The sequence below is a fragment of the Chryseomicrobium aureum genome (assembly GCF_043182735.1).
In the GTDB taxonomy this organism is placed as follows: Bacteria; Bacillota; Bacilli; order Bacillales_A; family Planococcaceae; genus Chryseomicrobium; species Chryseomicrobium aureum.
In genome coordinates this window covers 737,177-753,716 of record NZ_CP171117.1, presented here as the reverse complement: position 1 = coordinate 753,716, position 16,540 = coordinate 737,177, and the positions used below count along the sequence as shown (strand labels likewise).

The window sequence follows — 16,540 nt, the reverse complement described above, 5'->3', positions numbered from 1 at the left end:
CCTGCAAGAATGGGTAAACAATAAAAAAATGACCTCTGGACAGAGCCAGACGTCATAAACATCAGTTTCTATCCACATCCCTACGCAAGTATGAACTTCCAGGTTCGAAGGGTACTGTCTCAGCCGCTAAGCGACGCCCCTTGTGGTAACAATTATTTAGTTGCCCTCATTCTACTTTATTACGAACAATTAATCAACTGACCTGAAAGGATGATTGAAATGATTGATTTAGTCCAGGATTTAATTCGCATACCAAGTGATACGCAAGAGGGTGCAAATAGAGCTCTTGAGTTTTCAGCAAAATGGTTAGAAGACCATGGTGTAGAAGTGACTATTTTAGAAAATGAAGGCTATAAAATGTTGGTTGCTGAGCTTGGACAAGGCGATGAAACGATTATTTGGAATGGACATTTAGATATTGTTCCAGGAAAAAAAGAACAATTTGAACCGTATATAGAAGGCGACAAGATTTTCGGACGCGGCTCTGCAGATATGAAAGGTGGCTGTGCTGCCATGATGGTTGCATTTGTGGGTATTTCAAAGCACGCAGATCGTTTAACGAAAAAAGTCCAGCTCCATTTAGTGACAGATGAAGAAACGGGTGGCTCGAAAACATCAAAATACCTCGTGCAGCAAGGCTACACTGGTGATTTTGTGGTCTGTGGTGAACCGACGTTCTTAAAAATCGGCTTACAGGCAAAAGGTATTTCTCAATTTTTCATTACATTCCACGGCAAAGGGGCGCACGGCTCTCGTCCTTGGGAAGGAGATAATGCCATTTTACAATCCCACCGATTCCACCAATTGCTTCTCGAGCAAGAATGGACAAAGGAGAGTTCGGAATTTTATGAGCACTCTTCCATCAATTTAGCACGAATTCAGGCGGGAGATCGATTTAATATGGTTCCGGATACGTGTGAAGTTGGTTATGACATTCGTTTTATTCCTGGACAAACTGTCGAATTTGTAGAAGAGCAATTAACGGCTATTTTGACAGAGCATTTTCCTAATGCAGAGATTCGACGCAGAGGAATTTCGCCTGCTGTCACAACTAAACGTGAAGACCCTCGCGTAATGCAGTTAGTAGACATCATGAAGGATGAGACAGAAATCATGGGTCAACATGGTTCTGCTGACACAAGACATTACGCCGTAACTGGTGCCGGTGCTATTGAGTTTGGTCCTGCTGGTGGCGATTGGCACGGTCCTGGTGAGTATGTTTCCATTGCTTCTATGGAACGTTATCGAGATATCTTGATGGAATTCGCTTACTATACTGGCGTGGCTGAACAGGTTTAATGAGTGTAATGCTGGGGTATTTTATCAGTAACATGATATTCATTAGGAGAGATGACAATGAGAAAGTCTAATTTATTGAAATCAGCAATTAAGTGGGCACCTATAGTGTACCCAATTGTAAGAAAGTTTTTAAATTCACGTAAGGCAACTAAAAAGTAGTAATTTTTATAAAAAGCATTTAAAAAGTACCTTCTCTTTAACAATAAAAGAGAGGGTACTTTTTTTAGTTGAGGCGAGTTGAGTGGAGTTCCGGGGCTGCTTTCCGAGGGCGCGGCGTGAGCCTCCCTCGTCGCAGGCTCCTGCGGGGTCTCACGTTCCGACTTTAATCCCACTGGAGTCAACCCCTACACGCCCCTCAACTTAGAAAATTTGCTATCAAAATTTTTATTAGATATACGGGATGATCTCTGCAAGTGCAAGGCCGTGCGGTGTGTGTGCACGAGCTTGGTCTCCTGATTCTTCCTCGGATTGTTGTTCTTGAGCAGCTTGAATTTCCTCAAAACTTAAAGGATTTGGTTGCGGCATTTCAAATGGTGAGACAGTCAAGTTTGGATTGACCGTGTCAAAAAAACTGTTTGCGATTTGACGATACCCTTCTTGCGTTGGATGCACATCCGCTGGGTTTGGAACGAAACTCTTTAAGTCAGTATTCATTCGGTCTTCCACTGATACGAATGTTGCACCGTTTGCTTGTGCGGTTTGCTCTAAGATTTGGTTGAGTCGATTTAATTCTTTGGCTGTTCCCTGCTTTTGAAACTCCGCAACATGTGGATACGCAAAATAATACCCTACTACATAGACTTCTGCGTTCGGTGCTACAGTTTCAAGGTCTTGAAGCAGTCCTTCGAGTGACTTGCGTGCTTGATTGAGCGCAAAATTCGCTTGTTGCTGTTGGTAAGAAAGGGTGCCTAGTTCTGGATTTGCGGTCACGATTCGTAGTAAATCATTCGCACCTGCTGAAATCGTAATGAGTGTAGCGGAAGCTAATAACTCCTGCGCTTCATCAGATTGAATCGATTCACGCACTTGTTCAGTCGTGAATCCTGGAAATGCTAGGTCTTTTGAAAATGCCAGCAACTGCCCATTGCGCGCTAACTCTGCAGCAATAAGATCCGTATATCCTTGATCTATTTCTCGATTTGGCGTTTGACCTGCTGCTATTGAATCACCAAGTGCTACATAGATTGTTTGAGCACTTGCAAATGCCGGAAGTGATACAGATAGAACAAGCACTGAGACAATAGAAACTATCCATTTCTTCATATGCGTTTCTCCCTTCACTTACGCCCAATTCCCATTGCGGAAAATTGGTTCACGACTACCATCTTCTAAAATTCCATCAATCGTCATGTCGCTTGTACCAATCATAAAATCTTCATGGACGATAGACACATTCGCACCTTTTTCAAGTAATTGCTCTTCCGTTAAGCCTTTCCCACCTTGAATGGTTGTTGGATAAGCTTCACCTAATGCAAAATGATTGGATGCATTTTCATCAAACAAAGTATTGTAGAAAATCGTATTGCTATTAGAAATTGGTGAGTCAAATGGGACGAGGGCCACTTCCCCTAGGTAAGCAGCATTTTCATCTGTTGTTAGTAACTCATTCAATAACTCTCCACCTTGTTGCGCAGTAGACTCTATTACCTTTCCATCTTTAAACGTCAGTTTAAATCCATCGATGCGATTTCCTTGGTAGATAAATGGCTTCGAGTTCGTCACGTAGCCATCCACACGCATGCGGTCTGGTAATGTGTAAACTTCTTCTGTCGGCATGTTCGCAATGAATGCAACACCGTCACTATTGACACTGCTTCCACTCATCCAAATATGGTCTTTCGGTAACCCTACAACGATATCTGTGTCCGTTGCTTGATAATGAAGCGCTGTGTAGTTGCGACTATTTAAATAAGCAGCTCGGTCATTGAGTTGTTCAATATGTGCTTTCCATTGTTCGACTGCAGTCCCTTGCCCCACACGTACCACTTCAAAAATCTTATTCCATAACGCTTCAATCGCCTCTTGTTCGGAGACCTCTGGATACACTTTATTCGCCCATTTCCCAGAAGGTACTGCTGCAATACTCCATGTAATTTCATCGTTCATAACAGCTTTTCGGTAGCGCTTCAAAAGAGCTGACGACGCTTTTTGATACCGGCTGATTTTTGTTGCGGGAATCCCTTCAAGTAAATCTGGATCCTCTGCGTCAATCCACAGCAAGGCTCCTTTTCGATCAATCAACTCATCACGCTGAGCTGCTACCCACTTTGGAACATCGTCGAACGAAGCATCTGGTGCTTGCTCGTAGAATGCGCGCGTGATGGTGTTATCACTAAATTGAACATCAACATGGCTAGCTCCGGCTTTATAGGCTTGTTTGACTACAAGTCGAGCAAACTCAACTGAATCAAGAGTTGTATGGATTTGAACATACTGGCCAGGTTGGACATTGAGTCCCACTTGAACGATTAAATCTGCGTATTCTGCAAGATTGTCATGGAAAGTCATCGTTTGCTCTTTCCTTTCTCAACTGTCTTAGAGTTTCCAATTTCTAAACGACCTGCTCCCCAAACGACTTGAGTAGGCTTTGATGGGAAATCTTTCGAAAGCTTTTTGTAGAATTTTTCGTCTTTGTATTCTAAGAATGTGACAACTGTCCCATCTTTCCCTGCGCGACCTGTTCGACCTGACCGGTGCAGGTAATGTTCGATTGTTTGTGGAACATCGACATGAATGACGTGTGTGACATCTTGTATATCTAGTCCTCGTGCGGCTACATCCGTTGTGATCAATAAATTCACGATACCTTTTTTCAAGTCATCGAGTGCTTTTCGGCGTTCGTCTTTTTTCATAGCGCCGTGCAGTGCAGCAATGGGTGCATCGCGGAACAACAATTTCTCCTCTTTCATCATCAGCTGGTCTAAGCTATTGATAAATGCAAGACCCTTCATATTTGGAAGATGGCTAAATTTACGTAAAAGGTCCGTTTTGTCACGTCGATCCACTTTCAAAAAGTGATGCTCCACTTTTCCAACTGCGGGAAGTTCAGATGCCTCGACTTTGATTGTATGTGGGTTGTTCAGAACGCGTTCTGCCACAAGTTCAATCTCATCTGTGATCGTCGCAGAGAGAATTACAATTTGTTTTTCAACTGCAGCATCAATAATAGAACGCACTGTGCTACGATGTTCGCGACTGAGTAGTTGGTCAGCCTCATCTAATACCAAATGCCGAACTTCATGCATTTTGAGTTTTCGATTTTTTACAAGTTCATTCAATCGACCAGGTGTTCCAACAACGATTGTTGGCTTTTTCTTTAACTTATCGACTTGGCGTTGCATGTTTGCACCGCCAATTAATTGAGCCACTGTCACGTCTGTTCCTTCTGTCCACTTACGCAACACGTCAATAATCTGCATGCCAAGCTCTTGGGATGGTACCATAATAACTGCTTGAATGTGTGGTTTTTTCCCATCAACTAGTTGCAATAAGGGTAGGACAAATGCTAACGTCTTCCCTGTACCTGTTGGGGATTCTGCTACAATATCTTCTCCCGCTAAAAATAGTGGAATTAATTTGCTCTGTATGGGCATCTCTTGTGAGAAATTTTCATTTTTCCATTTCGTTTGCCAAATGGCATCTAATTGTTGAATTGTCATTCTAACACCTCTTCTTTTCTATCCTCTAGTTTACCATAGGTCAACAAAAAAAAGCCCTCTAGGAGATGGGCTTTTGTCTAGGCCGTTTCTTGGCTCGCAGTATAAAGTTTCAGTAATTCATAAAAGGATAATTCGAACAGTTGACGGCCATCGACTTTGTAAATCCCTTGATCAATTAAACGCTGCAATAATTCGTCCCGGCGCAGTTCGGTCATTGAGTTTTTCTTGATGCTGTTCACTTGGAACACTCCTTTAATAATTAGTGCACTAACCTGTACCCTTGTTTGCGGTACAATAAACAAAAAAAGGAATTCTGGGAGGTTCTATGAAAAAAGTTATTTTGTTCGATCTAGATGATACTTTGCTGTGGGATAAACGCAGTGTGGAAGAAGCGCTTCAAAACACCTGCTCTGATGTGTTTCCTGAGAATGCGGAAAAATTGCTTCAAGCAATTCTAGATACTGCCCCTGGTGTCTATTCCACTTATCCTTTTTATGACTTCACACAAAAGATTGGCATCAATCCCTTTGAAGGATTATGGGGAACATTTCCCGATGAGACATTTGATTTCCCTGTAATGGGGGAGTTGATTGGGGACTATCAATTTCAGGCATGGCATCAGGCATTCCAGCGTTTAGGAATTCACGATGAAGCGATTGCGCAGAAAGCGGTTAAGACATTTAAGTCTTATCGACTTGCTTCTCCTTATTTGTATGATAAGACGCTAGAAGTTCTTGAAGAATTGTCTTCGAAGTACCGCTTAGGCCTTTTGACAAATGGTGCACCGAGTCTTCAGGAGACGAAGCTTGAATTGACACCAGAGTTGAGTCCTTATTTCGAGCATATTGTCATTTCAGGAGAGGTCGGGATCGGCAAGCCGGATCAGACACCGTTTCAAGAGCTTTTATCTCGCTTCGAAGTTGGGTTAGAGGATGCGATTATGGTGGGCGATAATTTAAAGACGGATATTTTAGGAGCTGCTTCTTTAGGGATGGAATCAATATGGATTAATCATCACGGATTAGAAATTCCAGAATCTCCAAAGCCGACCTATACAGTTGCAAGGCTTTCTGGAGTTTTAGATATTTTTGATAAGTTGAACAGACTTTAGTACGTTAAGTTCTGTTACGGGCTGCTTTCCGATGGCGCGGCGTGAGCCTCCTTAGTAATAAGTGCCTGTCACCAAATGGAATGCATTACCAAATGGTGACAGGCACTTTATTTTCCTTATTCTTGTCACTGAGCGGGCGTTCATCTACCGAAAATGAGATTTATTCTACCCAAATCGGGATTTATTCTACCCAAATCAGGATTTATTCTACCGAAGTCGTTTTATGGAAACTAATTTTCGTCTTAGAACAATTCTCTAAAGCTCGATTGCAATGACGTCCTCAATATCTGCAAGGGTCTTTAACTTCTCGACACTTTTTGCTTTTACGTGTTTATCGACGGTTAGCATCATAATCGCTGCACCGCCACGTTCAGCACGTCCCACCTGCATCGTTGCGATATTAATTCGCTCTTCGGCTAAAGACATGCCCACACGACCAATTGCGCCTGGTTGATCTTTATGGCGAATGAACACGAGATGCGCTTCTAATGGTACATCGACGATAAACTCATCGACGCGAACTATTCGAGCGCCGAGTCCATTTAACAATGTACCGGATACTTTACGCATCTCCGCTTTCGTTAGAACTTCTACCGTAATTAAACTTGTGAACCCTTTTGTCTGAGACGTTTTTTGCTCGATGACTGTGATGCCTAAGCGATCGGCAAACAGTTTCGCATTGACTTCATTGACCGATTCCCCTAAACGACTTCTTAAAAATCCTTTTAAAACATTGCGCGTGATTGGTGATACATCAATATCTTGCAGTTCCCCAGAATAAACAACTCGGAACTCTTCGATCAGTCCATTTGCTAAATCTTGAACAAATGATCCGAGCTTTTCGCCTAGCTGTAAATAGGGCTCCACTTTCTTCAATACATCTTTCGGAACAGCAGACAAGTTCACAGGATTCTTTACCGCTTGCCCATTGAAATAGCGCACAACGTCATCACACACATCGACAGCAACAACTTCTTGCGCTTCAACTGTGCTGGCACCGAGGTGAGGTGTCGCAATAACTTGCGGAAGGGTCAACAGTTTATGATCAACAAACGGCTCCACTTCAAAAACGTCAAGAGCCACACCTGCCACTTTACCACTCTGGATGGCGTCATATAGAGCGTCCTCATCAATAATTCCCCCACGAGCACAGTTGATCAGTTGTACACCTGGCTTCATTTTTTCAAACGCAGCCCGGTTCAGTAAATGTTTTGTCTCTTTCACTAAAGGTGTATGGACTGTGATAAAGTCGGCGACTTGAATGACTTCATCTACCGTTCCCATCGTGACGCCTAACTTTTCCGCTTTTTCTAAAGTTAAAAAGGGATCGTAAGCAACTACTTTCATACGCTGACCTTTTGCACGTTGGGCTACTTCCGCTCCAATACGACCTAGTCCGATGACGCCGAGAGTCTTGCCTTTTAACTCCACTCCAATGAATGACTTTCGGTCCCACTGTTTGTTTTTCAGTGCATGAAACGCTTGTGGAATGTTTCGTGCAAGTGCCATCAACATTGCGATGGAGTGTTCAGCAGCCGAATTTGTGTTCCCGTCAGGTGCATTGACGACCAAGATTCCTTGTTCTGTAGCTGCTTGTAAGTCAATGTTGTCGACACCCACTCCTGCTCTTCCAATAATTTTCAAGCGGGTCGCCGCATGAATGACAGCTGCATCAATAGTCGTTTGGCTTCGGACTAAAAGTGCGTCATAGTTTCCCACTTTATCAAGAAGTTCTTCTTTTGAGAGGTTCGTCAATACGTCAACCTGGCTTGTCGGGTTCTCACGAAGAGGTTTCAGCCCTTCTTCAGAAAGTGGATCACAGATCAATACTTTAAACATGAACATGTCCTCCTATAAGTGTGTTTTGTGCTGCAACAGTTCCGTGTCCAGCCGGAAATGCATGGCCTAGGTCTCTAAGAACTACTTCTAACGCACTGATGACCAATAAAATATCTGCAGTTGAGCAGTAGCCCATGTGCCCAATGCGAAGTACAGTTTCTTTTTGATGTCCTTGCCCGCCAGCAATCCGAATACCAAATCGTTGAGTGAGTTGTTTTCGGATGAGCTTCCCCTCGATTCCTGGAACGCTAAATGCCGTTACGGTCGGAGAAGCAAAGTCGTCTTCTGCCAATAGCTCTAGATTCATTGATACTAAAGCTGCACGTGTCATGTCGCGTAATTGGAGGTGTCGGTTGACGACTCCTTCCATCGATTCTTGTTCAACCAGTCGAATAACTTCCTGTAATCCATATAAAAGAGACGTAGCTGGGGTGAATGGTGTAGAGAATTCACGCGTTGCTTTCTCATATTTCAATAAGTCTAGATAAAAACGAGGACGTGGATTGCCTTTCATCTTTTGTCTAGCAATTTCGCTAGATGCTACAAACATAAGTCCCCCTGGCAACATAAATGCTTTTTGAGAACCTGTCACAACGACATCTAGCTGCCACTCATCCATTTTTAGTTCTGCCCCTCCTATACAAGAAACGCCATCGACAATAACGAGTGCGTCAGACTTTTCGTGAACGAGTTTGGAAATTTTAGCAATCGGATTTAAAACTGAAGTCGAGGTCTCACAATACGTTACAAAAACTGCTGCACAATCGGGATGCTCGGATAAAGTTACTTCTAGTTTGTTAAGATCAACAGCTTTCCCCCACTGTTCCTCTAGTACGATTGTTTCGATTTGATAACTTTTACAGATTGAAACGAAGCGCTCTCCAAATGCACCGGTCACACATACGATAACTTTCTCACCAGGTGCGACTATATTAACAACTGCAGCTTCAAGACCCGACGTCCCGCTTCCTGCCACCACTGAGACATGTTGTACTGTTCCAAAGATAGTTTGCAAGCCAGGTTGAACGGAGGCTAAAAGTTCTGCCGTCTCAGGGTCCCGATGCCCAATCATTGGTTGCTGCATTGCTCGTTGAACACTTGGCGGAATTGGTGTAGGACCTGGAATGCGTAAAATCAGTTGATTCGTTTCCATCTGCTCATCTCCTCAAATAAATTTCCTTCAGACAATTGAAAAAAGCTCTTCACACCTTGTCCTCTGACAAGGGGCGAAGAGCTTTGCTCACGCGGTACCACCCTCATTTACTGACTACTCTCAGTATCTTAATGAAAGAAGGTAACGACTTCTAATCGGACAGACATTTCCGTCTGCCTATTTAGGAGTGGAATTGAAAAAGTGCGGGCTGGTTTTCACCGACCACCAGCTCTCTGCGGCACGCTACTTAATCAACATGGCTCCATCAAAATAGTTGGCTGTATCTGAAGTTATCCTAAGTCTATCAACGATTTTTTTATTGTCAATACATTCAGGCTACTTGTAAACGCTATCATGAAAAATAATTTTATTGACTTCTAATTTTAGTGATTGTACACTCATAACATTCATTTGTTTTTTCTGAGAATACATTCAAAAGGAGTGGACAGCGTGATAGTCTGTAAATTCGGAGGCACATCGATGGCGGATGCTGCCCAATTCCACCAAGTCAAAAAAGTAATCGAACAAGATCCAAGACGACAAATCATTGTAGTGTCAGCTCCTGGAAAACGATTTCCGAGTGATCAAAAGGTGACGGATTTATTGATCCAATCCTTTTATGAACAATCTCCCGAAGCTTCTAGACGAGTCATCGAACGATTTTCAGCGATTCAAAGTCAACTTGGTCTTCCAGAGGAATTACTAACTGACGTGATAAATGAACTTCAAAAAAGGGTATCTTCAACAGACGGGGAACTTTCAGAACGTCTGGATGCTGTAAAAGCCATCGGAGAAGAATTTAGTGCGCGTTTTTTTGCAGCTTTTTTACAAAGTCAAGGCGTTCAAGCTGTTTTTGCAGACCCAAGGGACATCGGGATTGTTATGACGTCACCTCCTGAACGGGCAACCCTACATGAAGACTCCTATGCACGGTTGAAAGCGCTAAATGAATCATCTGTCATTCACATCGTGCCTGGTTTTTATGGGTATACAGTAAATGGGAAACTTCGCACGTTTGAACGTGGAGGCTCGGATATCACAGGTTCAATCCTTGCAGCAGCTGTTGGAGCAGAACTTTATGAGAATTTCACAGATGTCGACTTTGTTTATGCTGCCAATCCAAATATCATAGAAAATCCGATACAAGTTGAAGAAATTACATTCCGCGAAATGCGCGAGCTGTCGTATGCAGGTTTTACAGTCATCCATGACGAGGCATTAATGCCTGTGTACCGAAAACAAATTCCAGTCGCGATCAAAAATACGAATAATCCTCTTGCTCCGGGCACAAAGATTGTGGGATTCCGACCTCTAACTGAACGCCCAGTAACAGGTCTCACAGCTGATCAAGGATTCTCCATTTTGTATGTGAGCAAATATTTGATGAACCGAGAGCTGGGGTTTGGACGAAAGCTACTCCAAATCATTGAAGAAGAAGGAATATCCTATGAGCACACACCTTCTGGCCTTGATGACATATCCGTAATCATTCGCAGCCATTACCTTGATGCGCGCAAAGAACAACGTATCGTCAATCGCGTGCTTCAGGAACTTGGTGCAGAAGTAGCTTACTTCCGGCACGGGTTATCAATGATTGTGCTCGTTGGGGAAGGGATGCAGAACTCGACAGGTCTAGCTGCACGCGCCACTGCAGCTATCTCAGCAACGGGTGCCAATATCGAGATGATCAATCAAGGTTCTTCAGAGGTGAGTTTAGTGTTTGGTGTGTTAGAAGAAGATCAAGTTAAGATTGTACGTGCCCTTTATAATGCCTTCTTTTTACCTGTCAAGGTGAAATCTTGACAGAACATTTATTCCATGATAAGATAGTAAAGTTAAATGGTAAGACTATTGAGTTGAATCTGGCATTCTGCTCATGTTTTTGAAGATGCTTATTCTTTACTGGCGCGGCTATGGGGCCGCAATGACGAAAAAGTAGGTAGGGTTTTCGTTGCTTAAGTTAGAAGACACCAGTAGAACAACTTCCGCGGCAATTGAGGTTTTTATTTTTATTCAATTTAATCGTTTCACCATACTAGAGGGGCATGTCACTTAGACATGCCCCTCGTCTAATTTATTGCGTAAATTACCACGTCCTGCTAGTGTATAGCCTATAATTCGAAAAAGGTGAACTCTATGAAAGTATATGTACATAGCGCAAAGACGGCTCTTGCTCGATTCTTTACAGAGCGCTACTATGATCAGGCAGCACAGACCGCCTATTATTTGATGCTATCCATTTTCCCGTTTTTATTATTTGTTTTATCCCTGCTGAGTTTCTTATCCATCAATTTAGATTCTTTACTTTCTTTTATTGAACCCTACGCGCCCGGCAACACTTACGGATTTATTGAGGACAATGTGTTACGGATTTTGGAAGGCAATCAAGGCGGCGTATTATCCGTCAGTTTGATTTCAGCGTTTTGGTTAGCAAGTATGGCTGTCCAGTCACTTGCCCGAAGCTTTGCAGCTGCTTATTCAAAAGAAACAGCTATTCCTTTTTGGCGTACTTTGTTGCAAGACCTCGGTGTTACTGCAATTTTCATGATTATGATCCCTGTTTCTTTGTTTGTACCCATTGTTGAAAAAGGAATTCTATGGTTTGTAGCTCAAGCTGGTGAACTGGAAACCTGGTCTTTTTGGCTTACGATTTGGCCAGTGCTTAGATGGATTATCGGTAGTTTGTTTTTATTTTTGTTCTTTCTCTTCTTTTATTCCATTCTTCCAAAACAACGTCTGAAGATTCGTACGCTCGTTCCGGGTGCGGTGTTCACGACTATCACGTGGCAGTTCATCTCGTGGTTCTACGGCCAAGTGGTAGGCTATGTGTCGTATACACAAATTTATGGTCAACTTGCCGGGATCATCATTTTGATGATTTGGTTGTACTTATCAGCAGCCGTGTTATTGATTGGTGGTCTTATTAATGCGCAAACTTATATGCGAAAAAGCTAAGATTTCGTCCACACAAAAACAGCAGCTCCTCTGTGTACTTTGAGAGAAGAGCTGCTGTTTTTTTGTTGGTGGAGTTTACTTTTCAAACGTAACAGCAGTGCCCGTCGCGATGCACATCATCATACCTTCACGCAACGTTTCAAAATCTAGATCGACCGCAATGACAGCGTCCGCTCCTAACTGGCTCGCCTTCACTTTCATTTCCTCAATCGCAATTTGGCGTCCTTCTGATAACTTGTTTTCATAGGCAAAACTACGTCCACCAACAATATCCGTTACTGTTGCAAACAAATCACGTACTACGTTGGCCCCCATGATTGCTTCACCTGTTACAATTCCGTGGTACACGGCAATCTTCTTACCTTCAATTGTATTCGTTGTCGTTACTAACATTTTATCCATTCCTCCCTCTATAAATGTTGATATATCAATGGTTTTCACCATCTCAAGTGCCCGAAAAAATATTTTTCGTCACCAATATCTATCGTTATTTTGTATTTCTTCATGAATATTACAATTGATCCGTACGCTACGCTGTAGGAGCTTGTATTTATTGGTAGACAATGCTCCTATACTGTGTCCTATTCAATGCACATTGGATCTCTGCGTAGCTTATGATGACGGACCCTCCCATGTCTCTAGGCGTCGTTGCGCGTACATTCCTTCGTTCGGTCTATTCATAAGGCAGAGGCTGGCGATGCTCCTTTATGGACTCGTCCTAGCGGACGGTCGGATGGAATAGATGGTGCCGGCTTCTCCGTGTCATCCTTGTTGTCAGAACTTAAAGGTCCAGGTCACGCTGCCGACTGGAGAGAAGTGAAGTCATCCATCATCCGTTGCTCGTCAAACATCCAGTGCTTGGTACAGAGTGCGTGTAAGACTTTCAGTAGCTTGCCACAGAGCACCACAATCGACTGTTTCTTGCGAAGTGGGTTGTCAGCTCGCGTGGTGTAATGTTCATGTAAAGACTTGAATGCAGAGTTGTGAAGGATCAGTGGCATCATGACACGGAACAGGAGGGCGCGGAGCCTCTTCCTGCCGCGTTTTGAGATGCGCTTCTGTCCTTTGTGTTGTCCTGAGGAGTTCTCTCTCAGTGTCAGGCCCGCTAGTTTGATGAGTTGGCGTGGATCCTTGTACTGTTTGAAAGAACCGATCTCAGAGAGAAGCTCGATGATCGTCACATCCCCGATGCCCGGGACGGAGGAAAGGTATTCATAATCCGGTGTCTGACGGGCAAGTTCGATGAGTTCATCTGTCAGTGTCTCGAGTTGCGATTGTAACAGACGGTACTGATTGAGCAGCGTGGCGATCTCGATACGTGCCATCACATGCCCCTCTGTCAGACCGACTGAACAGGCAGCGACCTCGACCAATCTCTTGGCCTTCGGAAGCTGAGGGCTCTTCATACCTTCTACCTGACGGTAGAGGAAGAGGAGCTCTTCGGGAGCCTTACCGACGATGTCTATCGGCAAAGGCGTCTTCTCAAGTACGGCATAGGCCATCTTCCCAAAACTTTTGAAGACCATCGTGAACTCAGGGAAGAAACGGTCGAGCCAGCGGATAATCCGATTCTGTAGCGCATTGATATCCTCTTGGATCTTCGAGCGAAGGGTGGCACCGTTTCGCAGTTCAGCCTCGATCCCTTCCAAGATCCGAGGATAGTTGAAGCGCCCGTCTCGCATCAGTCGCGCAATCACGACGGCATCCTTCTTGTCATTCTTCGTCTGTAGATTGTCATCCAGCTCTTTCGATCGGTTGACGTGCATCGGATTGACCATCACATAGGGGATGCCGTGGTCGGTAAGAAAGGCCGCCAGGTTCATCCAATAGTGCCCGGTCGGTTCAAAACCGACAATGACATCTTGTTTCAGATGTTCTTCTTTGAGGGCGATGATGCGTGTGTAGAGCACCTCAAAGCCGTTCCGAGACTGGGTGAACGCAAAGGATTTCTGGAGCACACGTCCGCGGTCGTCGACTGCACAGGCGAAATGTGTCCGCTTGGCGATGTCGATGCCGATGACCAATGTCTTTTCAGAGACTTGATTAATCTTTTCATTCGTTTTAGAATTCATTGTATAGTCCTCTCTTATGTGTATTGGGTCATTTTATCGGGTGACCACTCAATCATCATAAAAGAGGGCTTTTTTTAATTCAAGGCCTCGAAAATCCTTCTAACAGGAATGCTCCTTCTTTCTAGTTGTTACGTAAGAAGATAGAAAAAGTTTCACCTCGTGTATTTCTCCAAATAATTTTCAGCGAATCGCAAGGCTTGTGACGGGTCATCTTTCACACGATAACTAAACATCCCTTGAAATGTGTGAAGATACAAAAGCCCTTCCCCACTCGAAAACGGTTTATAGGAGATATCATGTACCTGTTTCCATGTGTACTTACGTATCTCACAGGATACCCCGTGTTCGGTCAGATGAATAAATTCTTCTGTCTCTTTTTTTTGTTGCATATAATAAAAATCAATTTCCCGATGAACTTTGTAATAGGCCAGTTTAACGGTCACCGTCTCCCTCCTTCCAGGTAAATTTTGAAAGATCTAGTTGCGTCTCTTTCCCTGAAACCCAATGACTAATTTCTTTGCCGAGCAGCGGCCCCGCTGTCAGTCCGGAAGAACCAAGACCATTGACAACAAAAAGTGAATCACTGATTTGTTCCACTATTGGTAAAAAATTTGGTGTATACGGACGCAATCCAACTGCCATTGACAACTCTTTCAGTTCTTGACCAGGAAAATACATCTCGGCAAGCTTCATTAATTCTTCCTGTGCTTCTTTAGTAGGCGATACATCAAATGAAGTCGTATCTTCATGTGTAGTGCCAAGTGCAAATCGACCATTTCCAAACGATACGATGTAATGCGTTTTGAGTCCCATCACTACAGGAAACGTGTCATCTGATTCAATTGTAAAGTGAAGAAGTTGCGCTTTTTGATGGGACACGGGTATGTTTTGTTGGTACTCGTTCCCCCATGCGCCTGCACAATAAATCGTCAGATCAGCAGAAGGTTCAGGAGGAGATGAAACTTGATTCCACTCCCCACCAAGCTTTTCTACCGCAACTTGTAAAACGTCTCGCAGTTGCTTTCCGTTTACCATAGAGGCCCCGCTTAGATAGAGCGACGGGAATTCAGTCGTCAGCATTGGAAATTTTGCTTGTTGCTGGTCCTTCGTCAAATATGTGAGCTCCCCCATTTCCGGAGCTTCTGCTTGTTTATCAGTGATACGCTTGAATGCTTTTGGTAAAACTTCCTCGTCTTTAAAAAATAAAATAGCTCCTGATTTACGGTGACCCGTACGTTCACCCGTCAATGATTCGAGCTCTTGAATAAACTCTGGGTAATAGGCTGCCCCTAACCTAACAAGTTGATACCATACCTTGTTTCGGCGCTGAGAGACCCAAGGAGAAATAATGCCCGCAGATACGCACGTTGCCTGCCCCTGATCTTCTCGGTCATAAACCGTTACTTCATGACCTTCTTTTAATAGATGATAGGCAATTGAAGCTCCGGCGATTCCGCCTCCAATAACTTGTATTCGCATGAAATCCCTCCTGTTGTCAGTATAAAGCAAAATCCCCTTCAAAAAAACTTTGCCGTCTTTGTCTAAAGTTGCTGTCACGGGGGAATAGTAAAGTACAATTTGATAGTAGAAATGAGGGACACCTATGAAATGGCAAGGGCGTACGAGAAGTACAAATGTTGAAGACAGACGAGGAATGGGCGGAAAAGGTATCGCTGGGATTGGTGGAGGATTAGGATTGATTATTGCCTTAATCTTCGCCTTTGTAAGTGGAGACCCTGGAGTCATTCTTGATCAAGTAAGTAGCAATCAAGCATCTGTTCCAGCACAGACGACAGCCATGGAGGACGAAGCGAAAGAATTTGTATCGGTTGTATTAGCAGATACAGAGCGGATTTGGTCGCAAATTTTTGAAGAAAACGGCATGGAATACGTAGAACCAACACTCGTACTTTATTCGGGAAGCGTGCAATCTGCATGTGGGGCTGCAGGAGCATCTGTTGGGCCCTTCTATTGTCCAGCAGATTACAAACTGTACATCGATTTAAGTTTTTACGAAGAATTGTCTACAAAATATAATGCACCTGGAGACTTTGCGATGGCTTATGTAGTCGCCCATGAAGTTGGTCACCACGTTCAAACGCTCTTAGGCACTACCGATAAAGTGATGCCTCTTCGCCAACGATTATCAGAGGAAGAATTTAATAAATATCTGGTCCGTTTTGAACTTCAAGCCGATTACTTCTCAGGAGTATGGGCGCACCATGCAGATGGGCTAGGATATCTAGAAGATGGCGATATTGAAGAAGCTCTAGCTGCTGCAAGTGCTGTAGGGGATGACACTTTACAAAAACGGGCACAAGGCTATGTAGTAGAAGAAAGCTTCACACATGGAACTTCAGAGCAGCGTATGACTTGGTTTAGAAAAGGCTACGAAACAGGAACGATTCAAGGTGGGGACACATTCAATAGTCGTCCTTAAGGAAATAAAATC

At 43.6% G+C, this 16,540-nt stretch carries 16 protein-coding genes and 1 riboswitch; of the genes, 5 read left to right on the top strand and 11 right to left on the bottom strand.

What is annotated here, in order from left to right:
* Nucleotides 1-60: 60 nt before the first annotated feature.
* A riboswitch (TPP riboswitch) is annotated at nucleotides 61-151 on the bottom strand.
* Between the two features lie 68 nt (nucleotides 152-219).
* Nucleotides 220-1,299 carry a M20 family metallopeptidase gene (locus ACF3OH_RS04075; RefSeq protein WP_204591262.1) on the top strand — a complete coding sequence of 360 codons (1,080 nt, stop codon included), beginning with the start codon at nucleotides 220-222 and terminating at the stop codon, nucleotides 1,297-1,299.
* On the opposite strand, the gene ACF3OH_RS04070 is transcribed toward ACF3OH_RS04075, so the two are convergent.
* The 5 genes from ACF3OH_RS04070 to ACF3OH_RS04050 all read right to left on the bottom strand — a co-directional run bounded on the left by ACF3OH_RS04070 (nucleotide 1,296) and on the right by ACF3OH_RS04050 (nucleotide 5,197).
* Nucleotides 1,296-1,631 (bottom strand): hypothetical protein, encoded by a 336-nt coding sequence (locus ACF3OH_RS04070; RefSeq protein WP_204591260.1) that lies wholly within the window; start codon nucleotides 1,629-1,631, stop codon nucleotides 1,296-1,298. The two genes, ACF3OH_RS04075 and ACF3OH_RS04070, sit on opposite strands and share 4 nt — an antisense overlap.
* Before the next feature lie 55 nt (nucleotides 1,632-1,686).
* Nucleotides 1,687-2,562: an SGNH/GDSL hydrolase family protein gene (locus ACF3OH_RS04065; RefSeq protein ID WP_392455923.1), complete on the bottom strand. Its 876-nt coding sequence runs from the start codon at nucleotides 2,560-2,562 to the stop codon at nucleotides 1,687-1,689.
* Nucleotides 2,563-2,580: 18 nt separating this feature from the next.
* Nucleotides 2,581-3,807 (bottom strand): aminopeptidase, encoded by a 1,227-nt coding sequence (locus tag ACF3OH_RS04060; RefSeq protein ID WP_392455921.1) that lies wholly within the window; start codon nucleotides 3,805-3,807, stop codon nucleotides 2,581-2,583.
* Nucleotides 3,804-4,958 (bottom strand): DEAD/DEAH box helicase, encoded by a 1,155-nt coding sequence (locus tag ACF3OH_RS04055; protein WP_392455920.1) that lies wholly within the window; start codon nucleotides 4,956-4,958, stop codon nucleotides 3,804-3,806. The genes ACF3OH_RS04060 and ACF3OH_RS04055 overlap by 4 nt, the downstream gene beginning before the upstream one ends.
* A gap of 77 nt (nucleotides 4,959-5,035) precedes the next feature.
* Entirely contained in the window at nucleotides 5,036-5,197 is a 162-nt protein-coding gene (locus tag ACF3OH_RS04050) for a Fur-regulated basic protein FbpA (protein ID WP_392455919.1), read from the bottom strand.
* An 86-nt stretch (nucleotides 5,198-5,283) separates the two neighbouring features.
* On the opposite strand from ACF3OH_RS04050, the gene ACF3OH_RS04045 reads away from it, so the two are divergent.
* Nucleotides 5,284-6,069, top strand: coding sequence for an HAD family hydrolase (locus ACF3OH_RS04045; protein ID WP_392455917.1), 786 nt, complete (start codon nucleotides 5,284-5,286; stop codon nucleotides 6,067-6,069).
* A 255-nt stretch (nucleotides 6,070-6,324) separates the two neighbouring features.
* Here ACF3OH_RS04045 and serA read toward each other — a convergent pair whose 3' ends face one another.
* Entirely contained in the window at nucleotides 6,325-7,908 is a 1,584-nt protein-coding gene (gene serA, locus ACF3OH_RS04040; RefSeq protein ID WP_392455915.1) for a phosphoglycerate dehydrogenase, read from the bottom strand.
* Nucleotides 7,901-9,061, bottom strand: coding sequence for a pyridoxal-phosphate-dependent aminotransferase family protein (locus tag ACF3OH_RS04035; RefSeq protein WP_392455914.1), 1,161 nt, complete (start codon nucleotides 9,059-9,061; stop codon nucleotides 7,901-7,903). Before ACF3OH_RS04035 ends, serA begins: the two co-directional genes overlap by 8 nt.
* 450 nt (nucleotides 9,062-9,511) lie before the next feature.
* Between ACF3OH_RS04035 and ACF3OH_RS04030 the strand changes: the two genes are divergently transcribed.
* Entirely contained in the window at nucleotides 9,512-10,864 is a 1,353-nt protein-coding gene (locus ACF3OH_RS04030) for an aspartate kinase (protein ID WP_392455912.1), read from the top strand.
* Nucleotides 10,865-11,197: 333 nt separating this feature from the next.
* Nucleotides 11,198-12,016, top strand: a complete 819-nt coding sequence (locus ACF3OH_RS04025) for a YihY/virulence factor BrkB family protein (RefSeq protein WP_204591250.1) — start codon at nucleotides 11,198-11,200, stop codon at nucleotides 12,014-12,016.
* A 75-nt stretch (nucleotides 12,017-12,091) separates the two neighbouring features.
* Here the strand turns inward: ACF3OH_RS04025 and ACF3OH_RS04020 are convergent, their stop codons facing one another.
* The 4 genes from ACF3OH_RS04020 to ACF3OH_RS04005 all read right to left on the bottom strand — a co-directional run bounded on the left by ACF3OH_RS04020 (nucleotide 12,092) and on the right by ACF3OH_RS04005 (nucleotide 15,567).
* Nucleotides 12,092-12,409 carry a YbjQ family protein gene (locus ACF3OH_RS04020; protein ID WP_204591334.1) on the bottom strand — a complete coding sequence of 106 codons (318 nt, stop codon included), beginning with the start codon at nucleotides 12,407-12,409 and terminating at the stop codon, nucleotides 12,092-12,094.
* A 401-nt stretch (nucleotides 12,410-12,810) separates the two neighbouring features.
* The gene (locus tag ACF3OH_RS04015; RefSeq protein ID WP_392455910.1) at nucleotides 12,811-14,088 is read right to left on the bottom strand and encodes an IS110 family transposase; all 1,278 of its coding nucleotides are present in this window, start codon (nucleotides 14,086-14,088) and stop codon (nucleotides 12,811-12,813) included.
* A gap of 152 nt (nucleotides 14,089-14,240) precedes the next feature.
* Nucleotides 14,241-14,531: a hypothetical protein gene (locus tag ACF3OH_RS04010; protein ID WP_204591249.1), complete on the bottom strand. Its 291-nt coding sequence runs from the start codon at nucleotides 14,529-14,531 to the stop codon at nucleotides 14,241-14,243.
* Nucleotides 14,521-15,567, bottom strand: a complete 1,047-nt coding sequence (locus ACF3OH_RS04005; protein ID WP_392455908.1) for an NAD(P)/FAD-dependent oxidoreductase — start codon at nucleotides 15,565-15,567, stop codon at nucleotides 14,521-14,523. The genes ACF3OH_RS04010 and ACF3OH_RS04005 overlap by 11 nt, the downstream gene beginning before the upstream one ends.
* Before the next feature lie 124 nt (nucleotides 15,568-15,691).
* On the opposite strand from ACF3OH_RS04005, the gene ACF3OH_RS04000 reads away from it, so the two are divergent.
* A complete protein-coding gene (locus ACF3OH_RS04000; RefSeq protein WP_392455907.1) occupies nucleotides 15,692-16,528 on the top strand; it encodes a neutral zinc metallopeptidase in 837 nt (278 codons plus the stop codon).
* Nucleotides 16,529-16,540: the final 12 nt, after the last annotated feature.

What these genes read in the sequence shown, in the direction of transcription:
- ACF3OH_RS04035 (WP_392455914.1), bottom strand. Translation starts at nt 9,061, where the DNA reads ATGGAAACGAATCAACTGATTTTACGCATTCCAGGTCCTACACCAATT.
- ACF3OH_RS04020 (WP_204591334.1), bottom strand. Translation starts at nt 12,409, where the DNA reads ATGTTAGTAACGACAACGAATACAATTGAAGGTAAGAAGATTGCCGTG.
- ACF3OH_RS04060 (WP_392455921.1), bottom strand. Translation starts at nt 3,807, where the DNA reads ATGACTTTCCATGACAATCTTGCAGAATACGCAGATTTAATCGTTCAA.
- ACF3OH_RS04000 (WP_392455907.1), top strand. Translation starts at nt 15,692, where the DNA reads ATGAAATGGCAAGGGCGTACGAGAAGTACAAATGTTGAAGACAGACGA.
- ACF3OH_RS04055 (WP_392455920.1), bottom strand. Translation starts at nt 4,958, where the DNA reads ATGACAATTCAACAATTAGATGCCATTTGGCAAACGAAATGGAAAAAT.
- ACF3OH_RS04005 (WP_392455908.1), bottom strand. Translation starts at nt 15,567, where the DNA reads ATGCGAATACAAGTTATTGGAGGCGGAATCGCCGGAGCTTCAATTGCC.
- ACF3OH_RS04065 (WP_392455923.1), bottom strand. Translation starts at nt 2,562, where the DNA reads ATGAAGAAATGGATAGTTTCTATTGTCTCAGTGCTTGTTCTATCTGTA.
- ACF3OH_RS04075 (WP_204591262.1), top strand. Translation starts at nt 220, where the DNA reads ATGATTGATTTAGTCCAGGATTTAATTCGCATACCAAGTGATACGCAA.
- ACF3OH_RS04015 (WP_392455910.1), bottom strand. Translation starts at nt 14,088, where the DNA reads ATGAATTCTAAAACGAATGAAAAGATTAATCAAGTCTCTGAAAAGACA.
- ACF3OH_RS04045 (WP_392455917.1), top strand. Translation starts at nt 5,284, where the DNA reads ATGAAAAAAGTTATTTTGTTCGATCTAGATGATACTTTGCTGTGGGAT.
- ACF3OH_RS04025 (WP_204591250.1), top strand. Translation starts at nt 11,198, where the DNA reads ATGAAAGTATATGTACATAGCGCAAAGACGGCTCTTGCTCGATTCTTT.
- serA (WP_392455915.1), bottom strand. Translation starts at nt 7,908, where the DNA reads ATGTTTAAAGTATTGATCTGTGATCCACTTTCTGAAGAAGGGCTGAAA.